Raw genomic sequence first — 23,156 nt, forward strand, 5'->3', positions numbered from 1 at the left:
GAGCCGGGGTTGGACGGTCCGGGCGGTGGGATCAGCGGCGCGAGGTGTCGAAGACCTCGTCGCGCGTGGCGGCCAGGGCGCTCTCCAGCGCGCCGCGCAGGACGGGCCGCTCGCGTACGGTGCCCGACACAAGGCGGGGCCGGGACGGGGCCAGATCGGCGAGCTCCGCCTCGACGAGCTCCCGCAGGACGTCCCCGCCCGCCGCGGTCACCGCGCCCGAGAGCACCACGACCTCCGGGTCGAGTACGGCGACCAGCGCGGCGAGACCGGTGGCGAGCGCCGTGGCGTACTGCCGCAGCAGATCCAGGTGCGCCCCCTCGGGGTGCTCGGCGGCCTGGGCGAGCAGGGCGACCGCCGTGGACACCACGGCCCCCGACTCCGCCCCGTGCACGGCTCCGTGCACCGCCTCCGCCCCCGCCCCGGCGTGCGGCGGCGCCTCGATCCCGAGCGCGGCCGCCATCCCGGGCAGCACCTGGACGCCGGCCAGCTCCTGGTAGCCGCCCGAGTTGACGCGCGTGACCTGGCGGACCAGAGGGTGCCCCGGCACGGGCAGGAAGCCGACCTCGCCCGCGCCGCCGGTCCAGCCGCGGTGCAGCCTGCCGCCGAGCACCAGTGCGGCGCCGAGGCCCTCCTCGTTCCACAGCAGCACGAAGTCCTCGTGCCCGCGGGCCGCGCCGAGCCGCTGTTCGGCGACCGCGGCGAGGTTCACGTCGTTCTCGTACTCGACCGGCATCGGCAGCGCCGCCGCCAGCTCCTCCAGCAGCGTGGGCGAGTGCCAGCCGGGGAGGTGGTCGGCGTAGCGCAGCACGCCGGTGCGCGGGTCGAAGGAACCGGGGGTGGCGATGACCGTGCGGTGGATGTCGGACAGCGTCAGCCCCGCGTCCTTGACGGCCTCGCCCAGGGCCCGGGTGACCTGCTCCACCGCCCCGGTGCCCGGCGCGTACGGGAGCTCGTGGCTGCCGATCACCTCGCCGGTGAGGTCGGCGACGGCCGCGAGGACGCGGCCCGGGGTGACGTCGAGACCCGCGACCCGGGCGGCGCGCGGGTTGACCGCGTACAGCTGGGCGTTGGGGCCGGGCCTGCCGCCGTCGGTGCCGGTGGCCACGACCAGCCCGGCGGCCTCCAGGCGGGCCAGCAGCTGGGAGGCGGTGGGCTTCGAGAGCCCGGTGAGCCGGCCGATCCGGGTGCGGGACAGGGGGCCGTGCACCAGCAGCAGGTCCAGCGCGGCGCGGTCGTTCATCACGCGCAGGAGGCTGGGCGTACCGGGGGCGGGCGTCGTGGGGCCGGGCATGGGCGCTCTCCATCCGCAGAAACTGTTAGGTAAGTTTCCTGTCAGTGTGAGAGCCGTGTCAATGGCACTGCCCCCGCGGAAATGATCCGCGGGGGCAGCGGGGTCGCCGGTGTCCTACTTGGTGATCCGGGCCGTTCCGGGGGCGGCCGGCGGCGGTATCGGCGCCGTCGCCTGGGACTGCGGGGAGGCCGGGTTCGCCAGCACCGACGGCGGCGCCACGGCCGCGGACGGGTCGGCGGGCTCCTCCTCCTCGGCGGCCGGGGCGGCCCCGCCGATGATCCCGATGCCCGCCGCGTCGAAAGCCTCCTTGATGCGCCAGCGCAGCTCCCGCGCGACGGCGAACTGCTGCCCCGGCATCGTCTTGGCCTGCACCTTCACCGTCATCGAGGCCAGCAGCACCTCGTCCAGGCCCAGCACCTCCACAGGGCCCCACAGGCGCTCGTCCCAGGGGGACTCCTTCGCCATGGCGTCGGCGACCGACTTGACCGCCTCGCGGATCCGGGCCAGGCTCTCCGCCGGCTTGACCTGCACGGCGACGTCCGCGGTGGCCCACCCCTGGCTGAGGTTGCCGATCCGCTTGATCTCGCCGTTGCGCACGTACCAGATCTCGCCGTTGTCCCCGCGCAGCTTGGTGACGCGCAGGCCGACCTCGACGACCTCGCCCGAGGCCACACCCGCGTCGATCTTGTCACCGACGCCGTACTGGTCCTCCAGGATCATGAACACACCGGACAGGAAGTCCGTCACCAGGTTCCGCGCGCCGAAACCGATCGCCACACCGGCCACACCGGCACTCGCGAGCAGCGGGCCGAGGTTGATGTCCAGGGCGCCGAGCACCATCAGCCCGGCCGTACCGAGGATCAGGAACGACGCCACCGACCGCAGCACCGAGCCGATCGCCTCGGAGCGCTGCCGCCGCCGCTCGGCGTTGACCAGCAGCCCGCCGAGCGCCGTACCCTCGACGGCCTCGGCGCCGCGGTTCATCCGCGTTATCAGCTTCGTCAGCGACTTGCGCACCACCGAGCGGAGCGCGGCCGCGATGACCACGATCAGCAGGATCCGCAGGCCGAGGTACAGCCATCCGGCCCAGTTCTCCTCGATGAAACTGGCGGCGTTCGTGACGCTCTCGTGAGCCTCCTTCACGGATCCGGCCGGGTCCGGGGTGGCGGCAGCCAGGGGCAGCAGGGCGGCGGGCCAGGGCACGACGGGAACCTCCAGGTAGAACGGGGTCGCCCCACCACACTAACGGGGCATTCCGGTTACCCCGTTGTCCTGTTCGAGGGAGAGACCAGGCTCACCCGGGGAGAAAAGGGGTGTGGTTGAAAACACCTCCGACCCGTTACGGGCGCGTGGTGGCGCTTCGACCAGCCGTAAGGAGAGACTGGAGAGCAGATCGTCCCGGCGCGAGCCACGCGCCGCCGGCGTACAAGGAGGCAGTCCGTGCCGCACGTCCTGGTCCTCAATGCGTCGTACGAGCCCCTCGGCGTCGTACCGCTCCGCCGCGCGCTCGTCCTCGTCCTGGAGAACAAGGCAGTCTCCCTGGAGGAATCCGGCGCCTTTCTGCACAGCGCGACCCGGGCCGTCCCCGCTCCCAGCGTGGTCCGGCTCAAGCGCTTCGTGCGGGTCCCCTACCGGGGGCCCGTTCCACTCACCCGCCGCGCGCTGTTCGCCCGCGACGGGGGGCGCTGCATGTACTGCGGCGCGGTGGCCACCAGTGTCGACCACGTGATCCCGCGCAGCCGCGGGGGGCAGCACGTGTGGGACAACGTGGTCGCCGCCTGCCGCCGCTGCAACCACGTCAAGGCCGACCGCCACCTGGTGGACCTCGGCTGGCACCTGCGGCACCAGCCGGCTCCGCCGTCGGGGCTGGCGTGGCGGATCATCGGCACGGGGCACCGTGACCCCCGGTGGATGCCGTACCTCCAGCCGTACGGTGCGGACGACGCGCTGGCCCGCATCGGCGCCGCCTCCTAACCGGACCCGCACTCCAGGCCCCGCCGCGGAGCCACCCTCCCCGGACCCCCCGCGCCTTAATCGCCGGCGGGGCTGGAATGGGTGGGCCGGTGCCTCAAGGCTGGAGCGGAGCAGGATTTGGCGGGTCCGTGTCCCAACGCCGGGGGCGGGGAGGCCCGGTTGCCAATGCGGCGCCGTTGCCGGGGGCCAGCCCCCGGACCCCCGCGCCTCAAACGCCGGCGGGGCTGAATTGGCGGGCCGGTGCCTCAACGCCGGGGGTGGCGGGGTCTGGTTGCCTGTGCAGCGCCGTTGCCGGGGGCCAGCCCCCGGACCCCCGCGCCTCAAACGCCGGCGAGGCTGGATTTTGCAGGTCGGTGCCTCAAAGGGTGGGGCGCCCCAAGGCTGGGGCGGACGTCGGGGCTCCGGCTTGGCCGTGGCATCGGCGGGTGGGGTGGGGACACTGCGGTGGTGAGTCGAGGATGAGCGGTCACCGCCGAGTCAGTCCGCGATCCCGCCAGGATCCGCGAGCCGAGACGAACTTCCGGAGTGGCACCGCCCCACCACCACACGCTCCCGAGCAACGACACCACAGCCGACGAAGCCCGTCCCAGCCCCGAGGCTCCCCGCCACGACACCACCCCGGCGAAGCCCGCCCCGCCGCCGCACGCTCCCGAGCAACGACACCACAGCCGGCGAAGCCGCCCCACCACCGCACGCTGCCGTGCAACGACACCACGCCCCGCGAAGCCCGCCCCCGGCCCGGACGGCGGTCGGCCCCCGTTACGGGGTCGTCGCGTAGGCCTCCGCCGTGATGAGGCTGCAGCCGTACCGCGTGGCGCGGCGTTCGCAGGTGATGCGGAGGAAGCGGATCGGTACGGGGTCCGGGGCCAGGTACACCGACTCCGCCCCGCCCCGCGACGCCGCAACCCCGGCCGCCGGCCGCCACGTCACCCCGTCCGCCGAGGTCTCGACCCGGTACGCCGAGGGGTACGCCTCCTGCCACTGCAGCGCCAGCCTCCCCACCCGCGCCGGCGCCGCCAGCTCCGCCTGCCACCACGCCCCGTCCACCGCCGGGGACGACCAGCGGGTCGCCGCCGAGCCGTCCACGGCCGCGGACGCCGGGAAGGCCGGCGTCTCGTCGGCCGACGACGTGGCCCGCGCCGAGCGGAACAGGTCCGGGCCGCCCGTCCGCGGGACCGCCCGGACGGTGAGGGTCCGGGTCTGGCCCGCGAAGGTGACCGGGACCGGGTACGTCCCCGCGGGCGTACCCGCCGGCACCGTCACCGAGACGGGCACCGACACCCGCGCCCCCCGCGGAGCCACGGCCTCGCCGGGCACCACCACCTGCACCCCCGCCGGCGCCGCCGCCGAGACGGGCCCGCGCACCTCGCCGGGCCGCAGCGCGGACACCTCCGCCGAGACCACCCGCGGTGCTCCGCCGATCTCCACGTCGACGGGCTCGGCCGCCAGGTCGAACGCGGCCTCCGGCCCGTCCGCCAGCCACGGCACCACCCGGTGCACCGCCGGGGCCGGCCCCGACCAGGTCAGCCGGACGGCATCCGCCCACAGCCCGCCGACCTCCGCCTGGGTCCAGCCGGACGCCGCGGCCTCGCCGACCTTGCGCCAGCCCTCGCCCGGGACGTGCGCCTCCACCGCCGCGCCCCGCGCTCCCGGCGACAGCGGGTCCGTCATGACGGTCACCACGGACACCGGCCGGGCACCGTCCCACTGCACCGTCCACGCCTGGGGCTCCTGCGAGACCCTGCCGGTCTGCCGCGCGGCTCCCGTCCACGCGTCCGACTCGGCCGCCGCGCGGGCGAGGAACGGTTCCAGCACGGCCTTGTCCACGCGGGCCGAGCTCGGCTCGGCGAGCCCCCGGCGGGCCTGCGCCAGCGCCTGCGCCTGCTTCCAGGCGGTCGCCCCGTCACCGCGGGCCTGGGCCTGGAGCACGTCCAGCGCCAGTTCTCCCGCCGCACCGTAGGCCGCCAGCCGCGCCACCCACGGCCCGCCCTCGCCGGAGCCGCCGGCCCCACCGGCCAGCCCCGGCAGCCCCGAGAGCCGCTCCGGTGCCTCCCGCATCGCGGTGAACTCCGCCCGCAGCCGGTCCGCCGCCGCCGGATTCCCCGAGGCGCGGGCCCGCCAGAACTCCTCCACCAGCGGCCGCAGGTACCCCGACTCCGGCTGGGCCAGCGTCGAGGACGCCGAGTTCCCGGCCAGCGCCGCCAGCGACCTGCGGGTCCGCTGGTCCGGCCCCGCCAGGTCGGCGACCGCCGCCGCCCAGGAGGCCCCGGCCCGGTACCCGTTCGGGTTCCACGCGAAGTCCGCCACCGTGAACAGCGGGATCCGCGACAGCGTGGCCTGCGGCATCGCATTGGCCAGCAGGGCCGCCGAGCCGCTCGCCACCGCCGGTTCGCGGCCCGCGTACGGCCCGAGGAAGATGCGGCCGGGGTCCCAGTCGTTGACCGGGTAGTTGTCCATGGTGATCAGGGGGTGCTGTCCGAAGGCGCCCCGTACCCCGACGAGTTCCTTCCCGGTGATCGTGCGCGGCACCACGCCGACGCCCGTCCAGGCCACTTCCACGCGCGCGTCCAGCCGTGAGGCCAACGCCGTCCGGTACGCCGTCGCGCCCTTCTGGTGGTACTCCGTCGGCAGCAGCGACAGCGGCGCCGCCCCCGGATGCCGGGCCGCCAGGTGGGCCGCGAGCTCGCCCGCGACCTCCGCGTGCGCCTTCGCGGCCGCCGCCGGCCCCGTCCCGTACCGGACCCGGTCCGCCCGGCAGCCCCACTCCGTGTAGCTGACGTCCTGGAACTGCACCTGGAAGGCCCGGAATCCCAGCTCCCACATCGCGTCCAGCTTGCGGGCCAGGGCCGCCCGGTCGGCCGCCGAGGCCAGGCACATCGACTGGCCGGGGGCCACCGCCCACCCCAGCACCACCCGGTTGGCGCGGGCCCGTTCGGCCAGCGCCCGGAACTCCTCCTGCTGCTCCCGGGGGTACTCCTCGCGCCACTGCGTGGTGCGGTACGCGTCGTCGCCGGGCGCGAGCAGGAGCCGGTTCTGCTTGGTCCGGCCCATGAAGTCGAGCTGTGCGAGCCGCTGTTCCCGCGTCCACGGCTGCCCGTAGAAACCCTCGGTGATCCCGCGTACGGGCGAGCTGGGCCAGTCCCGCACCAGCACCCCGGGCACCTTGGCCCGTCCCGCGGCCAGCAGTTGGCGCAGGGTCTGGGCCGCGTGGAACTGGCCCTCCTCCCCGACGCCGACCAGCGCCACCGTGTCCCGGCCGGCGGCCCGTCCCACCGCCAGCCGGTAGCCGCCGTTCGGCAGGTCCGCGGAGGTGGCCGCGCCCAGTGCCCGCAGCGCGTCCTGCGCGTCGGGCCCCTGGAGCCGTACGACGGTCCCGCGTTCGGGCAGGGGAGCCCCGGGGGCCGTCTCGTGCAGGGTCCGTACGCCCGCCCCGCGCAGGGCGGTGCGGATCACTTCGGCCGCGTACGGGTCGGCGTCCGCTGCCAGGACCAGTACGGCCTCCGCCCCCAACGGCACGTCCCGCGCCGCATCGGCGGTCATCGACTGGGGCCGGGGCCACACCGCGGGCCCCTCGGAAGCCGCTCGCGGTGCATCGGAGCCGGGATCGAGCACCGGTGCCGCGCCCGGCCCGCCGGAACCGGCACCGGGGCCGCGGCCGGCGTCGGGGACGGGGTCGGGAACCGGTACGACCGGCGCCGTCGGCACGGCGAACGCCGCCGGCGGCCCCGCGGCCGCCGCGCCGCCGAGCAGCGTCCCGATGACCGCGATGGCTGCGGCCGTCGTCCGCCTGCTGCCCCTGAGCTGCACGGAGCCTCCCCGTCCCGAGTCGTTCCCCCGGTCGTATGAATCAGCCAGAGCCCACCACCCGTGCAGCCGGGGTGTCAATTGCGGGCGGGTGTTCTGACCGGGATACGCCAGGAATGCGAGGCTGCCGACTGGGTATGGCTGCGATGTTCCCGGCTTTGTCCCACGGGTCTGACATACATGCGTAATTCCCCGGCGTCGTTCCAACGGTCTGACACACACTCATAGTCCCGACGGAAGAAAGAGAGTGCACACCATGGACGCCGCAGCCCGCACCCTGCAGACCATCGCCACCCACCCGATCAAACGTCCGCCGCTCGCCCACCTGCCCGCGCAGGCCGGGCCCGCCGAGACCGCCCTCACCAGCGAACTCCTCACCAGCGAGCCCCCGCTCGCCGGCTCCGCGTACACACCGCTGACCAGCGAGCCTGCGCTCACGGACGAGGCCCCGCTGACGAGCGAGCCGACCCTCGCCGCCGCGACCGTCGCGGCATAAGACCGGACATCGCCGCAGGCGACCGACCTCAGGGACTCACATGGACGACCTCGCCCGGCTCGCGGCACTCCACGGCGTCGCCACCTCCTACCAGCCCTCCGAGGACGTCACCCTCCGGGTTCCGGATGCCACCGTCGCCGCGGTGCTCGGGCAGCTGGGGGTGGACGCCGCCACCCCGGACTCCGTGCGCGAGGCCCTGGCCGAGGCGGAGCGGGCCCGGGCGCGGCGCCTGCTGCCGCCCGTGCTGGTGTGGTGGGCCGGCTCGGAACCGCCCGGGGCGCTGGCCGCCCTGCCCCGAGGGACCCGGACCCGGCTGGAGCTGGAGGGGGACGGGGCCGGGGGCGCCGAGCCGGGCGGGGTGCCTCCGCTCGGCGTGCACCGGCTCCACGCCGAGACCCCGGACGGCCGCTCCGGGGCCGCCACCCTGATCGTGGCCCCCGAGCGGGCCCCGGCCGCGCCCGGCCGGGGCCACGGGCTGCTCGTCCAGCTGTACTCGCTGCTGTCCGAGCGGTCCTGGGGCATGGGCGACCTCGGTGACCTGGCCGAGCTCGCCCGCTGGGCCGGGCGCGCTCACGGGGCCGCCTTCATCCAGGTCAACCCGCTGCACGCGGCCGTGCCGGGGGCCCCGACCGACCCCTCCCCGTACCGGCCGTCCTCCCGGCGCTTCCCCGACCCCGTGCACCTGCGGGTCGAGGACCTCCCCGAACACGCCGCCTGCCCCGACCAGGAGGCCCTGTCCCGACTGGCCGCCCGGGGCGGGGAGCTGCGCCGCGGGGTCCTGGAGAAGGGGGCGCTGATCGACCGGGACGCCGTCTGGGCCCTCAAGCGCACGGCCCTGGAGCTGCTGTACGCCGTCCCGCGGACCCCCGAACGGGAGGCGGCGTACCGGGAGTTCTGTGCCGAGCAGGGCGAGCCGCTGGACCGGCACGCCGCCTGGTGCGCCGCCGCCACCGGGGATGACCCGGCGCGGGCCGACTTCCACCGCTGGCTGGTCTGGCTGACGGACACCCAGCTCGCCGCCGCCCAGCGGGCCGCCAGGGAAGCCGGGATGGCGGTGGGCATCATCCACGACCTGGCCGTCGGGGTGCACCCGGCGGGCTCCGACGTCCAGACCGCCCCCGGCGTCCACGCCACCGGCTCGACGGTCGGCGCCCCGCCCGACGCCTTCAACGCGCGCGGCCAGGACTGGGGGCTGCCGCCGCTGCGGCCCGATGCGCTGGCCGCCTCCGGGTACGCGCCGCTGCGGGCACTGCTGCGCGGGGTGCTGCGGGCCACGGGCGCGCTGCGGATCGACCACGTCATGGGCCTGTTCCGGCTGTGGTGGATCCCGGAGGGCGCCCCGCCCGCCGACGGCACGTACGTGGCGTACGACGGCGAGGCGATGCTGGCGGTGCTGGTCCTGGAGGCCCACCGCGCCGGAGCACTCGTGATCGGCGAGGACCTCGGGACGGTGGAGCCGCGGGTCCGCCGGGCGCTCGCCCGGCGCGGGGTGCTCGGCACCTCCGTGCTGTGGTTCGAGCGCGACTGGGCGGGCGACGGGCATCCGCTGGCGCCGGAGGCCTGGCGGGCGGACTGCCTGGCCACCGCCACCACCCACGACCTGCCGCCCACGGCGGCCAAGCTGGCGGGTGCGCACGTGGAACTGCGCGACCGGCTCGGTCTGCTGACCCGCCCGCTGGAGCAGGAACGGGCGCAGGACGCCGCCGACACCGCCCAGTGGCTGGACGTACTGGAGGACCTCGGCCTGGACACCAAGGGCGAGGAGGCGGCCGTGCGGGCGCTGTACGCGTTCCTGCTGCGCACCCCCGCGCGGCTGGTCGGTGTCTGGCTGCCGGATGCCGTGGGGGACCGGCGGCCGCAGAACCTGCCGGGGACCTGGGACCAGTACCCCAACTGGCGGCTGCCGTTGGCCGACGCGGAGGGCCGGCCGCTGACCCTGGAGGCGCTCGTCGCGTCGCGCCGGGCGAACGCCCTGCTGAGCGCCGTGCGGGAGGGCGCGTGCGCCCGTACGGCACCCCCGGGCGCGCGGGCCGTTTAGGTGTTCGCTACGTTTGCACCGTGGACAAGAAGAACGCTCTGCGCGCCGGCGCCGTCACGGCCGGATCGACGCTGATGATGCTGCTGATGACGTCTCCCGCGCTCGCGCTGAGCCGCGACGACGGCGACGACCCGGGCAAGGGCCTGAGCATCGCCCAGACCCTCGGCCTGTACGTGGGCGCGCCGATCCTGCTGTTCCTGGTCATCACGGGTCTCGTGATGGTGGGCGACAAGTCGCGCAAGCAGCAGAACCAGGGCTGACCCGCCGGTCAGCAGTCACTGAGACTTCCGGGGCGCCGGGGGTCCGCACGCCGATGCCTTCGGCACCGGTGCGGACCCCCGGCGCCCCGTCGTGCTGTCTAGACCCCGGCCAGCAGCTTGCGGAGCAGGCCGGTCAGGACGGCGACCTCCTCGTCCGCGAGCCCGGAGAGCGCGGCGCGCTGCACTTCCAGGCCGGCGGCGACCGCCTCGTCGATGAGCGCGAGCCCGCGGTCGGTGATCGTCACCTGTAGGCCGCGCCGGTCGTGCGGGTCCGGCTTGCGCGAGAGCAGGCCGGCCTTCTCCAGCTTGTCCAGGCGCCCGGTCATTCCGCCCGTCGTGAGCATGAGCGTGGCCGAGAGCTGGCGCGGCGAGAGCGTGTACGGAGCGCCCGAGCGGCGCAGCGTGGCGACCACGTCGAACTCGCCGCGCGAGATCCCGAAGCGGGCGTAGGCCCGTTCCATTTCGTCTCCCATGGCCCGGGCGATCCGGTAGATGCGGCCGAAGACGGCCATGGGAGTGGTTTCCAGGTCCGGTCGCACCAGGTGCCACTGGTCGATGATCGCGTCGACTGCGTCCTTGTTGGGCTCGGTCATGGGCGCAGTATCCGGCCTCCTGCCGATCGTTCGCAAGAAAGTTGCTTGACGAAAAGTAGCTTAGGGGTAAGCTACTTTCCATCAAGCAACCTACTGGGGGAGGAAACGATGGCGGCGTCCACAGAGGTACGGGTCCCGGGGGAGCGGCCCCTGCTCGTCGCTGCTGGCATCAGCGCGGTGGGGATCGGCATGTACGTCCCCTTCTCCCTGGTCTTCTTCCACCACGTCACCGGTCTCTCCTTCGCCGCCGTCGGCCTGGTGCTCACGGTGACCGGCCTGGCCGGCCTGGCGTTCATGCCGATGGCCGGCTCGGCCGTGGACCGCTTCGGCGCCCGCCGGGTCACCCTGGCGCTGTACGGGATGCGCACGCTCGGCTTCGCGCTCTACCCCTTCGCCGACTCCCTGCCCGCCTTCGCCGCCGTCGCGCTCGTCACCGCCCTCGCCGACCGCTCGTTCCCCGTCGCCCAGCAGTCCCTGATCGGGGAGGTGGCGCACGGCGGAGCCCAGGACCGGCTCCAGGCCTCCCTGCGGGCCCTGCAGAACGCCGGCATGGGCGCGGGCGCCATGATCGTCTCCGGGGTGCTGGCCCTGTGGGGGACCGGCGCCTTCGGCTACACCGCCTACGGCAACGCGCTGGCCTTCGCGCTCGCCGGACTGCTCGTCAGCCGGGTCCGGCCGGTGAGCGGTGCCCGGTCCGCCTCCGCCAAGCGGCCGCCCGCCGGCTACCGGATGGTGCTGCGCGACCGTCCCTTCCTCGGGCTGACCGCCGCCAACTTCCTGGCCGCGCTGGGCTACGCGGCCCTGTCCGTGCTCTTCCCGCTCTACATCACCACCTGGCTGCACGGCCCCGACTCCCTCACCGGAGCGGCGTTCACCCTCAACACCGTCCTGTGCGCCGGGATCGGCGTCCTCGTCGCGGGCCGGGTCCGCCGTTCCGGCGCCCGCCGCACCCGCTCGGCCGCCCTCGGATCGCTGCTCTTCGCCGCCGCCTTCGTGGGGCAGATCGTGCTGGGCACGGTGCGCCCCGGGCAGGGCGCCACCCTCGTCGCCCTGCTGGCCGTCGTGGTCCTCTACACGCTCGGCGAGCTGGTGCACAGCCCCTCGGGCGGCGCCCTGTCGATCTCGGCCGCCCCCGAAGCCGTCCGCGGCCGCTACCTCGCCACCTACCAGCTGTCCTACTCGCTGGCCACCGCCCTCGCCCCCTCCCTCTTCACCGCCCTGCTCTCCGTCGACGGCCGCCTGCCCTGGGCCCTGCTCACCCTCACCGCGACCGGCGCCGCCCTGGCGCTGGTCCGGCTGGAGCGGCACCTGCCGGCCGAAGCCGTGCGCGCCGAGCCGCCCGTGGTGGTCGCGGTCGCCCAGCCGCGGGATGCGGCCGCCCCCACCACCGCCTGAGGCCCGGCCCGATCCGGGAGCCAGGCCCCGCTCTTCCCTTCCGCGCCCGCACCTGCCCGAGGAGTCACCCGTCATGAAGCGCCTCGCCACCGTCGCCCTGACCGCCCTCGCCCCCGTCTCCTGGGGCTCGACCTACGCCGTGGCCACCGAACTGCTGCCGCCAGACCGGCCCCTGTTCACCGGTGTGATGCGGGCCCTGCCCGCCGGACTGCTGCTCACCGCCCTGTCCCGCACGCTGCCCCGGGGGCAGTGGTGGTGGAAGTCCGCGGTCCTCGGCACGCTCAACATCGGCGCCTTCTTCCCGCTGCTGTTCCTCTCCGCCTACCGGCTGCCCGGAGGTGTCGCGGCCGTGCTGGGCTCGGCCGGTCCGCTGTTCGTCGTCGGACTCGCCGCCCTGGTGCTGGGTGAGCGCGCACGGCTGCGTACCGTACTCGCCGCCGTCGCAGGGGCCTTGGGCGTGAGCATGGTCGTGCTCACCGCGGAGGCGCGGCTGGACGCGGTCGGCATACTCGCCGGTGTCGTCTCCTCCGCCTCCATGGCCGCGGGCACCGTCATGACCAAGCGCTGGGGCCGTCCGGAGGGCGTCGGCCCGCTGGCCCTGACCGGCTGGCAGCTCACCGCGGGCGGCCTGGTCATCATCCCGGTCGCCGCCCTCGTCGAAGGGGCGCCGCCCGCGCTCGACGGCAAGGCCTTCCTCGGCTACGGGTACATGATGCTGATCAACACCGGGATCGCGTACTGGCTCTGGTTCCGCGGCATCGGCCGGCTCACCGCCACCTCGGTCACCCTGCTCGGCCCGCTCTCGCCGCTCACCGCCGCGGTCATCGGCTGGGCGGCCCTGGGGCAGGCGCTCTCTCCCGTACAGCTCCTGGGCATGGCGATCGCCTTCGGCGCCACCGTCGCCGGGCAGCTGTTCGCCGCCCGATCTTTCAGTTCTTCTGAAAAGATCAATCGGAACATTTCGATGGACCTGACCGATGAAGGGGTGCGACGGTAGGTCCACTTCGACCCGCCCGAGCAGAGGAGAGATACACCGTGGCCGTCCAGGACCGCGTCCGCACCGTCCCGCACAGCACCGCCGGAGCCGGTCAGTCCGCCCGGAAGGGGGCCGCGGGACTCGGCGTCCTCCTCGCCCTGATCGCCACGGTCGTCTGGTCCGGCAGCTTCGTCGCCACCCGGGGGATGGCCGACACCGTCCCGCCCGTCCAGGCCGTCTTCTGGCGCTGGATCATCGCCGGCCTCGCCGTCACCCCCTTCGCGGCCCGGCAGGCCTGGCTCCAGCGGGAGCTGATCCGGCGCCACCTCGGTTACATCGCCCTCGCCTCGTTCTTCGGGGTCGCCCTCTACAACACGCTGGTGCACCAGGCCGGACTGACCACCTCCGCCTCCAACATGGGCATGATCATGGCCGCCTCGCCGGTCGTGATGGCGCTGTACGCCCGCCTCGGCGGCGAGCGGCTGGGCCCGCGGCGCACCGTCGGACTGCTGATCGCCGCGCTCGGGGTGCTGCTGCTGGTGGGGGACGGCTCCCTCGGCTTCGACTTCGGCGCCGGCGACCTGTGGATGTTCGCCGCCGCCCTGTCGTTCGCCACGTACAGCGCCCTGCTGCGGCGCAAGCCCGCCGCACTGGGCGGACTCGCCTTCCTGATCACCACCTTCGCCCTCGGTGCGCTGATGCTGGCGCCCGCCTACGCCGTCTCCCTCTCGGTCCAGGGCGGCTTCGAGCCCACCACCGGGACGGTCGGACCGCTGCTGTACGTGGGCGTCTTCTCCTCGGCGGTCGCCTTCTTCGCCTGGAACAAGGCCGTCTCGATCATCGGGGCCGCCCGGGCGGGCGTCGTCTACTACCTCCAGCCGGTGTGCGTCGCGGGGCTCGGCTACCTGCTGCTGGACGAGCCCACCGGTCCGGCGCAGCTGCTCTGCATGGCGCTGATCCTGGGCGGTGTGGGCCTCGGGAGCGCCTCGGGCCGCCGGCGGTAGGTTCGCTCCCATGACCGAGTGGGACATCAAGAAGCTGCGGATCCTGCGGACCCTGGCCGAACAGGGGACCGTGACCGCGACGGCCGAGGCGCTGCACATGACGCCCTCGGCCGTTTCGCAGCAGCTCACCAACCTCGCCCGGCAGGTGGGGGTGCCGCTGCTGGAGGCGCAGGGGCGCCGGGTCCGCCTCACGGATGCCGCCCACCTCGTCCTGCGGCACGCCGAAGCGGTGTTCGCGCAGCTGGAACGGGCCGACGCGGAGCTGGCCGGGTACCTGGCCGGGGACGCCGGGGAGGTCCGGATCGGGGCCTTCTCCACCGCCGTGCCCGCCCTGGTCGTCCCGGCGGTGGCGGAGCTGCGCCGGACCCGCCCGGGGGTGGCGGTGCGCGTACGGGAGACCGAGGCCGCGGAATCGTACGAGCTGCTCTCCGCCGGGGCCGTCGACCTGGCGCTGTCGCTGGCGGCGCACGCCCCGACGGCCCGGGACCCGCGCTTCACCCGCATGGTGCTGCTGGAGGACCCCCTCGACGTGGCCCTGCCCCCCGACCACCCGCTGGCCGGCGCGCCGGAGGTGCGGCTGGCGGACCTTTCCGAGGCCCCGTGGATCTACGGCGGCAGCGGACCCTGGCAGGAGATCGCGCGGACGGCCTGCGAGGCGGCGGGATTCGTACCCGAACAGGCCCACGCGGCCTCGGGGTGGACCGCGATCCTCGCGATGGTGGAGGCGGGAATGGGGGTGGCACTGGTGCCGAGGATGGTGTCGAGCCGGGCCTCGGGCGTGGCGGTCCGGGTCCTGTCCCGGGACCGGCCGACCCGGCACGTGGTCGCGGCGCTGCGCCGCGGCTCGGAGAACGCGCCGGCCCTGGCCCATGTGGTCGCCGCCCTGCGCACGGTGTCGGCGGCCCGGGCGGCCCTGGCCTGACCCGACGCGTTCGGGGGGCGCAACGGGGGGCGCCCCCGGCGCGGTGTGCACCGGGGGCGCCCCCTTCTACGGCGGCCCGTGGCGTCAGGACGCGGCGGCCGCGTCCGCCGCCTGGGCCTTCAGGGCGCGTTCCACACCCGAACGGGACTCCGAGACCAGGCGGCGCAGGGCCGCGTTCGGCTCGGCCGAGGCCAGCCAGGCGTCGGTCGCGTCCAGGGTCTCCTGCGAGACCTGCAGGGACGGGTAGAGGCCCACCGCGATCTGCTGGGCGATCTCGTGGCTGCGGGTCGCCCAGATCTCCTTGACCACCGCGAAGTACTTCTCGGTGTACGGGGCCAGCAGCTCGCGCTGGTCGGTCTGCACGAAGCCGCCGATCACCGCCTCCTGGACCGCGTTGGGCAGGTCCGCGGACTCCACCACCGACGCCCACGCCGCCGCCTTGGCCTCGGCCGTCGGACGCGCGGCCCGGGCCGTGGCCGCGTGGCGCTCGCCCGCCGCCGTACGGTCGCGCTCCAGCTCCGCCGCGATGGCGGGCTCGTCCGCCACACCCGTCGCGGCGAGGCGCTCCAGGAACGCCCACCGCAGCTCGGTGTCGACGACCAGGCCCTCGATCTCCGCCGCGCCGTCCAGCAGCGCGGACAGGTAGGTCAGCTGTCCCTCGGTGCGGGCCGTGGCCGCGAAGGCCCGGGCCCACGCCAGCTGGTGGTCGCTGCCCGGCTCGGCGCCGCGCAGGTGCTCCAGCGTCGCCTCGGTCCAGATGGCCAGGCCCTGCTCGCGCCAGGCCGGGTCGGCGTAGAGGTCGATGGCCAGCTTGACCTGCCGCTGGAGCGACTGGACCACGCCGATGTCCGATTCCTTGCCGATGCCCGACAGGACGAGGGAGAGGTAGTCGCGGGTGGCCAGCTCGCCGTCGCGGGTCATGTCCCACGCCGAGGCCCAGCACAGGGCCCGCGGCAGCGACTCGGTGAAGTCGCCGAGGTGCGCGGTGACCGCGGCCAGGGACTGCTCGTCGAGGCGGACCTTGGCGTACGACAGGTCGTCGTCGTTCAGCAGGACGACGGCCGGCCGGGCGCGGCCGACCAGCTCCGGCACCGCCGTGAGCTCACCGTCGATGTCCAGCTCGATCCGGTCGGTGCGCACCAGCTTGCCGTCGCGCAGGTCGTACAGGCCGATCGCGATCCGGTGCGGGCGCAGCGTGGGCTCGCCCTTGGCGCCGGCGGGCAGCGCCGGGGCCTCCTGGCGCACGGCGAAAGCCGTGATCGAGCCGTTCGCGTCCGTCTCGATCTGCGGGCGCAGGACGTTGATGCCGGCCGTCTCCAGCCACGCCTTGGACCAGGCGGCCAGGTCGCGGCCCGAGGTCTCCTCCAGGGCGCCCAGCAGGTCCGACAGGCGCGTGTTGCCGAAGGCGTGCGCCTTGAAGTACGCCTGCACGCCCTTGAAGAAGGCGTCCGTGCCGACGTAGGCGACGAGCTGCTTGAGCACCGAGGCGCCCTTGGCGTACGTGATGCCGTCGAAGTTGACCAGGACGTCGTCCAGGTCACGGATGTCCGCCATGATCGGGTGCGTGGACGGCAGCTGGTCCTGCCGGTACGCCCAGGTCTTCATCGAGTTGGCGAACGTGGTCCACGCCTGCGGCCACTTCGTGCCCTCGGCGTACGCCTGGCAGGCGATCGAGGTGTACGTCGCGAACGACTCGTTCAGCCACAGGTCGTTCCACCACTCCATGGTGACCAGGTCGCCGAACCACATGTGCGCGAGCTCGTGCAGGATGGTCTCGGCGCGGCCCTCGTACGCGGCGTCCGTCACCTTCGAGCGGAAGACGTACTGGTCGCGGATGGTGACCGCGCCCGCGTTCTCCATCGCACCCGCGTTGAACTCGGGGACGAAGAGCTGGTCGTACTTGGCGAACGGGTAGTCGTAGGCGAACTTCTCCTGGAACCAGTCGAAGCCCTGGCGGGTCACCGCGAAGATCGCTTCCGCGTCGAGGAACTCGGCCAGCGAGGGACGGCAGTAGATGCCGAGCGGGACGGACTGCCCGTTCGGACCCTCGTACGAGCTGTGCACCGCGTGGTACGGGCCGACGATCAGCGCGGTGATGTACGTGGAGATGCGCGGGGTCGGCTCGAAGCGCCAGACGTTGTCCTTGACGTCCGCGGGCTCCGGGGTCGGGGAGTTCGAGATGACCGTCCAGCCCTCGGGGGCCGTCACGGTGAACTGGAACGTCGCCTTCAGGTCGGGCTGCTCGAAGCTGGCGAAGACCCGCCGCGCGTCCGGCACCTCGAACTGGGCGTAGAGGTACGCCTGCTGGTCCACCGGGTCGACGAAGCGGTGCAGGCCCTCGCCCGTGTTGGTGTACGCGCAGTCCGCGACGACCCGCAGCTCGTTGGGCCCGGCCGCCAGACCGGACAGCGCGATCCGCGAGTCCCGGAAGACGGCGGCCGCGTCCAGCGCCTTGCCGTTGAGGACGACCTCGTGCACGGCCGGGGCGACCAGGTCGATGAAGGTCTCCGCGTCCGCCTCGGCGGACTGGAAGCGCACGGTGGTCACGGAGGGGTACGTGCCGCCCTCCTGCGCACCGCGGAGGTCGAGCTCGATCTCGTACGAGTCGACGGTGAGCAGCTTCGCCCGCTGCTGAGCCTCTTCACGGGTGAGGTTCGTGCCTGGCACGCGGTCATCTCCTTCGATGGTGACGTTGCCGGGCCATCCTTCCATGCGGGCGGGATCTGCGCGCCGGAGTAAAGCCGAGGCGGGCACGACGGCGGCAGCGCCGTGGCACCCGGGCAGCGGAGTCGCTCTCGACGCGACGAGGGGCGGCACCGTCATGGTGCCGCCCCTCCGTCGTGCCTGCGGGATCAGCCGCGGAGCTCTTCGGCCACCAGCTCGGCGATCTGGACCGCGTTCAGCGCGGCGCCCTTGCGGAGGTTGTCGTTCGACAGGAACAGCGCGAGGCCGTTCTCGGCCGTCTCGTCGACGCGGATGCGGCCCACGTACGAGGCGTCCTTGCCCGCCGCCTGGAGCGGGGTCGGGATCTCCGAGAGCTCGACGCCGGGGGCGTCCTTGAGCAGCTCGTACGCGCGCTCCACGCTCAGCGGCCGGGCGAAGCGGGCGTTGACCTGGAGCGAGTGGCCCGAGAAGACCGGCACGCGCACGCAGGTGCCGGAGACCTTGAGGTCGGGGATCTCCAGGATCTTGCGGGACTCGTTGCGGAGCTTCTGCTCCTCGTCGGTCTCGAACGAGCCGTCGTCCACGATCGAGCCGGCCAGCGGCAGCACGTTGAAGGCGATCGGACGCTTGTACACGCCCGGCTCGGGGTACGCGACGGCCTCGCCGTCGTGGACGAGCGCGGTCGCCTCGCCGGCGACGGCCTTGACCTGGCCGTCGAGCTCGGCGACACCGGCCAGGCCGGAGCCGGACACGGCCTGGTAGGTGGTGGCGACCAGCGCGGTCAGGCCGGCCTCGTCGTGCAGGGGGCGGAGCACGGGCATCGCGGCCATGGTCGTGCAGTTCGGGTTCGCGATGATGCCCTTGGGGCGGTTCTTGATCGCGTGCGGGTTGACCTCGGAGACGACGAGCGGCACGTCGGGGTCGCGGCGCCACGCGGAGGAGTTGTCGATCACGACCGCGCCCTGGGAGGCGACCTTCTCGGCGAGGGCCTTGGACGTCGCGCCACCAGCGGAGAAGAGCACGATGTCCAGGCCGCTGTAGTCGGCCGTCGAGGCGTCCTCGACGGTGATCTCCCGGCCCTCCCACTCCAGGGTCGAGCCCGCGGAACGGGCCGAGGCGAACAGCCGCAGCTCGTCCACCGGGAACTTGCGCTCGGCGAGGATGCCGCGCATGACTCCGCCGACCTGACCGGTGGCTCCGACGATTCCGACCCTCACGGTGACTCCTTCTGCTCCGTACGACGCGGGCGCGCGTGAAGCCATCATGCGTTCGACCCCACGAGGCTTGTCCAATCCATTGTCCGAGGAACGGACAGTGTCCTGAATGTGAATCCGGTTACCGTCAGGTAGTCGGGCCCGCCGACCGCCCGCCGCCGACGCTCGCCGGCGCCCGCCGGGCCGGAGAAGCCCGGAGGGGCGGTGCCGGGTCGGCACCGCCCCTCCGGTCTGGAACCGGTGGAACGTGGAACTACGGGAGGACCTTCTCGATCTGGACGCTGCCGGTGCCGGCGGCGGTGCCGCGGGCGTTGAGCAGGCCGACCTGACCGAAGAACTGGCGGCCCTCGGGCGCCGCGCTGTTCACCACGACGTTCGCCGAGACGTTCGCCGAGGCGCCGTTGGCGAGGTTCACCGCGGCGGCCCCGTCGACCTGGACGGAGCCCAGGGCGGAGGAGAAGTACACGTCGCGGTAGTCGTACGTGGTGGAGCCGGACGGGACCGCGTAGCCGGTGACCACGAAGGTGTAGGTGCCGGCCGCCGGGTTGAGCAGGCTCACGGCCTCCTCGGAGTCGCCGTCCGCGGAGGAGCCGACCTTCACGCCGTCCTTGAAGACGTCGAGGTCGAGGTCGGCACCCGTGTCGGAGACCTTGCCGATGGCGACGTCCAGGCGGGAGACGCCCTCACCGATGGTGACGGTGGTGGTCTGCTGCTCGCCGTTGCCGATGGTCGGCTTGGCGACCTTCGCGGAACCGAGCGGGCCGCCCTGGAGCTTGCCGCCGGTGATGGCCGCGGCCTCGTTCTTGACGGTCCACTGGACGGGGGCCGGGGTGCCCTGCTTCACCTCGGGCAGGACCTTGACCGCCGGGTCGAAGGCCGCGCCGAGGACGCTGACGTCCAGCTTGAACGGGTTGTCGAGCAGCGGGGAGGTGCGGCGCGACTCGACCTCGATCTCCCAGACGCCCGGCTGCGGGTTCTCGTACGAGCGCAGGTCGGGGCGGCACTTGTTGGCCGGGTTGTCGTAGTTCGGGTAGCACTGGGTCGTCGCGCTGTCCTCGACGCCCACACCGTACGGGTGGATCGAGATGAAGCGCGTCTGGCTGCCCGCCGCGAGACCGCCGAGGGCGACCTCAAGGGACTTCGCGCCCTGCGGCACGGTGACGAAGTACGACTTGTGGCTGTTGCGCTGCACGGAGGAGGTGTCCGACAGCGTGAACGACGGCTTGGCCAGCGGGGTGGAGGCGACGACCGTGGCGAGGATCTGCTTGTCGATGCCCTCGGTGGTCTCGTCGTCGAGCTGGAGGATGCCGCTGTGGACGCCGGCCGACTTGACGTTGGCCTCGACCTTGATGGTGACGGGCTTGTTCAGCGGCAGGGTGACGTAGTCGTAGCCGCCGACGACCTTGAAGGTGCCGTCGTTGTTGCGCCAGCTCAGGTCGTGCCGGGTGCCGTACTTGACGCCCGTGGTGCGGGTGACGACGACGTCGTAGACCTTCTTCTGGCCGACCTTCAGGCCGCCCTCGCGGTCGTAGAGGCCGGTGCCGAAGCCCGGGGTCTTCAGGAACTGGTCGATCGCGGTGTCGACCGGCGCCTTGACGGCGAACTCGTTGGCCTTGGCACCGCGCTGGATGGACTCCCACGCGGCGTTGATGTCGATCAGGCCCGCGCCCTGGGCGTGCGCCGGGACGTCGTCGATCTTCTTCGCGGTGCTGGTGAGGGCCACGCGCAGGCTCGCCGGGGTCAGCGCGATCTTCTGCTGCTTGGCGGCCGAGATCAGCAGGGCGCCGGCGCCCGCCGCCTGCGGCGAGGACATCGAGGTGCCCTGCAGCATGGAGTAGCCGGCCGGGAGGTCGTAGCCGGCCTCCTTGACCGGGCCGCCGGGCAGCCAGGTCTGGGTGGTGTTGATGGCCGCGCCGGGGGCGGTGATGGTCGGCGTGAAGCCGCCGTCCTCACGCGGACCGCGCGAGGAGAACGGGAACATGTTGTACTTCTTGGCCACGCCGGAGCCGTAGTTGGCGGCCCAGGTCTCCTTGGAGACCGCGGCGCCCACGGAGATGACCTTGTCCGCGAGACCGGGGTCGCCGATGGTGTTGACACCGGGGCCCTCGTTGCCCGCCGAGATGACGAGCTGCACACCGTAGGTGTCGATGAGGTTCTTGTAGAGCTCGGAGCGCGCGTTGTTGCCGTCGTTCAGCGCCGGCAGGCCGCCGATGGACATGTTGACGATGTCCACGCCGCGGTTCACGACGAGGTCGATCATGCCCTCGGTCAGCGCGATGTTGGTGCAGCCGCCCGCCCAGGAGCAGGCGCGCGAGGAGACGATCTTCGCTCCGGGCGCCTCGCCGTTCATCTTGCCGCCGAAGAGGCTGTTGGCGGCGGTGATGCCCGCGACGTGCGTGCCGTGCTCGGACTCGATGATGCCGATGTTGACGAAGTCGGCCTTCTTGCCGACCCAGTCCCCGCCCAGCGGGTCCATCGGGACGTCCTTGCGGATCTGGATCACGAACGGGATGCGCTCGGCGACGTCGGTCGCCGGGTTGTCCGTGCCGAAGTAGCCGATCTGGTAGCCGTCCTTGTACGGCTTCATCGGCTCGTTGTTCGTGAAGTCGCCGTCCTGGTCGGTGTCGACGCGGACGGTGCCGGCGGCGGCGTCGTAGAGCATGCCGAACCGGTCGGTGGTGTCACCGTCCCGGTTGACGTCGCCCTTCATGTCACCGGTGGCGGTGATCGACTCAGTGAAGCGGCTCCACTGGAACGAGCCCTCCGGAGCCTTCCAGCTCTGGCCGCCCGCCGTGAAGGAGCCGCCGCTGGCGGTGACCGGGGTGATCTGGGCGCGCCAGGTGGCGTCGTTGTCCAGGATCGGGTCGGTCGCGGTGACCCAGTCGACGATCTTGCGCTCGCCGGTGGTGGTCTTCTGGAGCGCGGGGTGACCGAGGTCGACGCCGGAGTCCAGGATGCCGATGGTGACCCCGCGGCCGTCGGCCTGCGGGTTCTTGGCGACGAAGTCCACCGCACCGGTCTCGAAGGACGGGTTGTACGGGTTCTTCGCCGGGGTGTTCTTGTCCGGACCGGGGTACGTCTCGGAGGCCGTCTTCTGTACCGAGCCCGACTCCTTGCCCGCGTCGGGGCGCGGGTCCGGCAGCTGGATCTCGTGCTTCAGGTCGATGCCGTGCACGGACGACAGCTTGGCCGCGGCCTTGAGGGCGGCGTCCGCCTTGCCGGTGGGCAGGGTGGCGCGCACGTAGCCGAGCTTGTCGTTCGTCTGGCCTACGGAAGCGCCCTGGACCGAGCCGAGCTGGTCGGCGACCTGCTTGGTCTGGCCGGGGGCCGTGGCCATCATGACGGTGACGGTCGCGTCACCCTTGGCCTTGGCCTCCTGCAGCAGCTCGGCATCGGCCGAACCGAGCTTCTGGTCGGCGGACTTGACCGCCGGGCCGGTGCCCGGGGTGCCCGCGCCGGTGCCGGTCGCCGCGAACACGGGCACGGCGCCCGCGGTCGCGAGGGCGGCGACCAGGCCGGCCGCGGCCGCGACGCGTGCGACGCGTCTGGCCCCGGATATGGAGCTGGGGGATTCGAGGGTCATCAGCATCCCTGGATAAGTGAAAGATACGGTCCGGATTTCGGTGCCGGATGACCGGTCAGCTTTGCCTACCTGACAGCTGTTTGGGGAGCCTTGTCATTGACCGAGACCTGCCATGGCGGACTCTCGCCAGCTCGGAGGAGCCGCCATCGGCGCCGTACCAGGGCATACCCCTACGAATCCCAGGGGTTGAAGAGTGGATTTGTAGACTTCCCGACTGCGTGACGAGGGTGGGACCGCGTTCAGTCGAGGGCGGGGTGTGACAACTTTTGGCTTCTCAGCGCTCGCGCGTGCGCGCGTAGTGGCGTGACGCCTTGGCCCGGTTCCCGCAGACGGCCATCGAGCACCAGCGCCGCGTGCCGTTGCGCGAGGTGTCGTGGAAGTGCAGCACGCAGGTCTCGGACGCGCACGCGCGGATCCGCTCGGGCGAGGTGCGCAGCAGTTCCAGGTAGTCGCGGGCGGCCGTCCAGGCCGGCCCCCAGGAGGGGTCGTCGAACTCGGCCCGCTCGCCCGGCCCTTCGGCGGTCAGCGTGGCCCGGATGCGGCCGTGCTCCAGTACGGCGTCGACCAGTGCCCGCGCGCTCTCGTCGGCCGGGTCGGCGACCGCCCGGGCCAGTGCCTCGCGGGCGGTCATGAGGTGGACCAGGGTCGCGGCGTCGGCCCGGAAGCGGTCGTCCAGCCCGGTGCTCCGCAGCCAGACGGCGAGTCCTTCGACCCGGCTCAGGCCGAATGCGCCGGCGAACAGGTCGGTGAGCTCGCCCTCCCGCATCCAGCGGGTGTTCAGCAGGTCGAGGGAGACCGGTTCCCCGGTCAGGGGGCGTGGGTCCGCCGTCGTCATGTCCGCCTCCTGCGTGCCGCTAACCCCTCAAGAGTACGTGAGCGGTTGACGCCTCTCGATCTAACCTCTAATATCGATTTAGAAGGTTAGAAATTTCGGATTCCCGG

At 73.2% G+C, this 23,156-nt stretch carries 16 protein-coding genes; 8 read left to right on the forward strand and 8 right to left on the reverse strand.

The window, feature by feature from the left end; translation table 11 throughout:
* Positions 1–31: 31 nt before the first annotated feature.
* Both AC0666_RS04680 and AC0666_RS04685 read right to left on the reverse strand, forming a co-directional pair.
* Complete coding sequence (locus AC0666_RS04680; protein WP_478707092.1) at positions 32–1,291, reverse strand: ROK family transcriptional regulator; 1,260 nt, start codon at positions 1,289–1,291, stop codon at positions 32–34.
* 114 nt (positions 1,292–1,405) lie between these two features.
* Positions 1,406–2,494, reverse strand: a complete 1,089-nt coding sequence (locus AC0666_RS04685) for a mechanosensitive ion channel family protein (RefSeq protein ID WP_361713593.1) — start codon at positions 2,492–2,494, stop codon at positions 1,406–1,408.
* Between the two features lie 237 nt (positions 2,495–2,731).
* On the opposite strand from AC0666_RS04685, the gene AC0666_RS04690 reads away from it, so the two are divergent.
* Positions 2,732–3,265 carry an HNH endonuclease gene (locus AC0666_RS04690; protein ID WP_356850619.1) on the forward strand — a complete coding sequence of 178 codons (534 nt, stop codon included), beginning with the start codon at positions 2,732–2,734 and terminating at the stop codon, positions 3,263–3,265.
* A 759-nt stretch (positions 3,266–4,024) separates the two neighbouring features.
* On the opposite strand, the gene AC0666_RS04695 is transcribed toward AC0666_RS04690, so the two are convergent.
* Entirely contained in the window at positions 4,025–7,072 is a 3,048-nt protein-coding gene (locus AC0666_RS04695) for a beta-N-acetylglucosaminidase domain-containing protein (RefSeq protein WP_478707093.1), read from the reverse strand.
* Positions 7,073–7,325: 253 nt separating this feature from the next.
* Here AC0666_RS04695 and AC0666_RS04700 point away from each other — a divergent pair, with 253 nt between their 5' ends.
* Genes AC0666_RS04700 through AC0666_RS04710 form a run of 3 tightly spaced genes read left to right on the forward strand, consistent with a single transcriptional unit; the run spans position 7,326 to position 9,863 of the window.
* Complete coding sequence (locus AC0666_RS04700; RefSeq protein ID WP_468582950.1) at positions 7,326–7,565, forward strand: hypothetical protein; 240 nt, start codon at positions 7,326–7,328, stop codon at positions 7,563–7,565.
* A 40-nt stretch (positions 7,566–7,605) separates the two neighbouring features.
* The gene (locus tag AC0666_RS04705) at positions 7,606–9,603 is read left to right on the forward strand and encodes a 4-alpha-glucanotransferase (protein ID WP_468968016.1); all 1,998 of its coding nucleotides are present in this window, start codon (positions 7,606–7,608) and stop codon (positions 9,601–9,603) included.
* 20 nt (positions 9,604–9,623) lie between these two features.
* Complete coding sequence (locus AC0666_RS04710) at positions 9,624–9,863, forward strand: hypothetical protein (protein WP_468968013.1); 240 nt, start codon at positions 9,624–9,626, stop codon at positions 9,861–9,863.
* Positions 9,864–9,961: 98 nt separating this feature from the next.
* On the opposite strand, the gene AC0666_RS04715 is transcribed toward AC0666_RS04710, so the two are convergent.
* On the reverse strand, positions 9,962–10,456 hold the full coding sequence (locus tag AC0666_RS04715) for a MarR family winged helix-turn-helix transcriptional regulator (protein WP_361713602.1): 495 nt from the start codon (positions 10,454–10,456) through the stop codon (positions 9,962–9,964).
* Positions 10,457–10,564: 108 nt separating this feature from the next.
* On the opposite strand from AC0666_RS04715, the gene AC0666_RS04720 reads away from it, so the two are divergent.
* The 4 genes from AC0666_RS04720 to AC0666_RS04735 all read left to right on the forward strand — a co-directional run bounded on the left by AC0666_RS04720 (position 10,565) and on the right by AC0666_RS04735 (position 14,753).
* Entirely contained in the window at positions 10,565–11,851 is a 1,287-nt protein-coding gene (locus AC0666_RS04720; RefSeq protein WP_468968010.1) for an MFS transporter, read from the forward strand.
* Positions 11,852–11,924: 73 nt separating this feature from the next.
* Positions 11,925–12,848: an EamA family transporter gene (locus tag AC0666_RS04725; protein ID WP_468968009.1), complete on the forward strand. Its 924-nt coding sequence runs from the start codon at positions 11,925–11,927 to the stop codon at positions 12,846–12,848.
* Positions 12,849–12,886: 38 nt separating this feature from the next.
* Positions 12,887–13,831, forward strand: coding sequence for a DMT family transporter (locus AC0666_RS04730; RefSeq protein WP_468968007.1), 945 nt, complete (start codon positions 12,887–12,889; stop codon positions 13,829–13,831).
* Positions 13,832–13,841: 10 nt separating this feature from the next.
* A complete protein-coding gene (locus AC0666_RS04735; protein ID WP_468968005.1) occupies positions 13,842–14,753 on the forward strand; it encodes a LysR family transcriptional regulator in 912 nt (303 codons plus the stop codon).
* Between the two features lie 84 nt (positions 14,754–14,837).
* On the opposite strand, the gene pepN is transcribed toward AC0666_RS04735, so the two are convergent.
* From pepN to AC0666_RS04755, 4 genes are all read right to left on the reverse strand, one after another.
* Positions 14,838–17,420 carry an aminopeptidase N gene (pepN, locus tag AC0666_RS04740; protein WP_478707094.1) on the reverse strand — a complete coding sequence of 861 codons (2,583 nt, stop codon included), beginning with the start codon at positions 17,418–17,420 and terminating at the stop codon, positions 14,838–14,840.
* 185 nt (positions 17,421–17,605) lie between these two features.
* Positions 17,606–18,634 (reverse strand): aspartate-semialdehyde dehydrogenase, encoded by a 1,029-nt coding sequence (locus tag AC0666_RS04745; RefSeq protein ID WP_468968001.1) that lies wholly within the window; start codon positions 18,632–18,634, stop codon positions 17,606–17,608.
* 250 nt (positions 18,635–18,884) lie between these two features.
* Complete coding sequence (locus AC0666_RS04750; RefSeq protein WP_468967998.1) at positions 18,885–22,214, reverse strand: S8 family serine peptidase; 3,330 nt, start codon at positions 22,212–22,214, stop codon at positions 18,885–18,887.
* A gap of 274 nt (positions 22,215–22,488) precedes the next feature.
* A complete protein-coding gene (locus tag AC0666_RS04755) occupies positions 22,489–23,049 on the reverse strand; it encodes a CGNR zinc finger domain-containing protein (RefSeq protein ID WP_361713620.1) in 561 nt (186 codons plus the stop codon).
* Positions 23,050–23,156: the final 107 nt, after the last annotated feature.

The sequence above is a fragment of the Streptomyces sp. NPDC043680 genome, from assembly GCF_056436685.1.

What these genes read in the sequence shown, in the direction of transcription:
- AC0666_RS04680 (WP_478707092.1), bottom strand. Translation starts at nt 1,291, where the DNA reads ATGCCCGGCCCCACGACGCCCGCCCCCGGTACGCCCAGCCTCCTGCGC.
- AC0666_RS04700 (WP_468582950.1), top strand. Translation starts at nt 7,326, where the DNA reads ATGGACGCCGCAGCCCGCACCCTGCAGACCATCGCCACCCACCCGATC.
- AC0666_RS04705 (WP_468968016.1), top strand. Translation starts at nt 7,606, where the DNA reads ATGGACGACCTCGCCCGGCTCGCGGCACTCCACGGCGTCGCCACCTCC.
- AC0666_RS04715 (WP_361713602.1), bottom strand. Translation starts at nt 10,456, where the DNA reads ATGACCGAGCCCAACAAGGACGCAGTCGACGCGATCATCGACCAGTGG.
- AC0666_RS04720 (WP_468968010.1), top strand. Translation starts at nt 10,565, where the DNA reads ATGGCGGCGTCCACAGAGGTACGGGTCCCGGGGGAGCGGCCCCTGCTC.
- AC0666_RS04725 (WP_468968009.1), top strand. Translation starts at nt 11,925, where the DNA reads ATGAAGCGCCTCGCCACCGTCGCCCTGACCGCCCTCGCCCCCGTCTCC.
- AC0666_RS04735 (WP_468968005.1), top strand. Translation starts at nt 13,842, where the DNA reads ATGACCGAGTGGGACATCAAGAAGCTGCGGATCCTGCGGACCCTGGCC.
- AC0666_RS04750 (WP_468967998.1), bottom strand. Translation starts at nt 22,214, where the DNA reads ATGACCCTCGAATCCCCCAGCTCCATATCCGGGGCCAGACGCGTCGCA.
- AC0666_RS04755 (WP_361713620.1), bottom strand. Translation starts at nt 23,049, where the DNA reads ATGACGACGGCGGACCCACGCCCCCTGACCGGGGAACCGGTCTCCCTC.